1 pseudogene is annotated in these 288 nt (G+C 43.1%); it reads right to left on the bottom strand.

The features are described 5' to 3' along the window. Positions 1–115: 115 nt before the first annotated feature. Positions 116–202, bottom strand: a pseudogene (locus P6709_RS19835) (NIL domain-containing protein); the annotation flags it as partial. Between the last annotated feature and the right edge of the window lie 86 nt (positions 203–288).

Below are 288 nucleotides of genomic sequence, written 5' to 3'. Positions count from 1 at the left end.
AGTAAGAACTCCAATAAAAAGGCCTAATTCCTGGTCAATGAGTATAAGAGCAGACGGATTGTTTTGTGCAAGATTTAAGCGTGAGGATGTGACGACAGACAGCTGACGAAGAGATGCCGTAAGCTCCGTTTTGTGTCTGGGATATTTTCCCCTGCAGAATATTAACCTGCAGATCAAATGAGCGAATAAGATCGATGATTATGTTGATTCTCTTGTTGCAAACGGTCAGCGCGTCATTATGACCATGGGAAAAGGCGCTTTAAGACCGCGCTGAACCATTTCATTTGA

This window comes from Jeotgalibacillus sp. ET6, assembly GCF_029667115.1.
Lineage (GTDB): Bacteria > Bacillota > Bacilli > Bacillales > Jeotgalibacillaceae > Jeotgalibacillus.
Note: the sequence above shows the minus strand (reverse complement) of the source record. Positions and strands in the feature narration are given on the sequence as shown.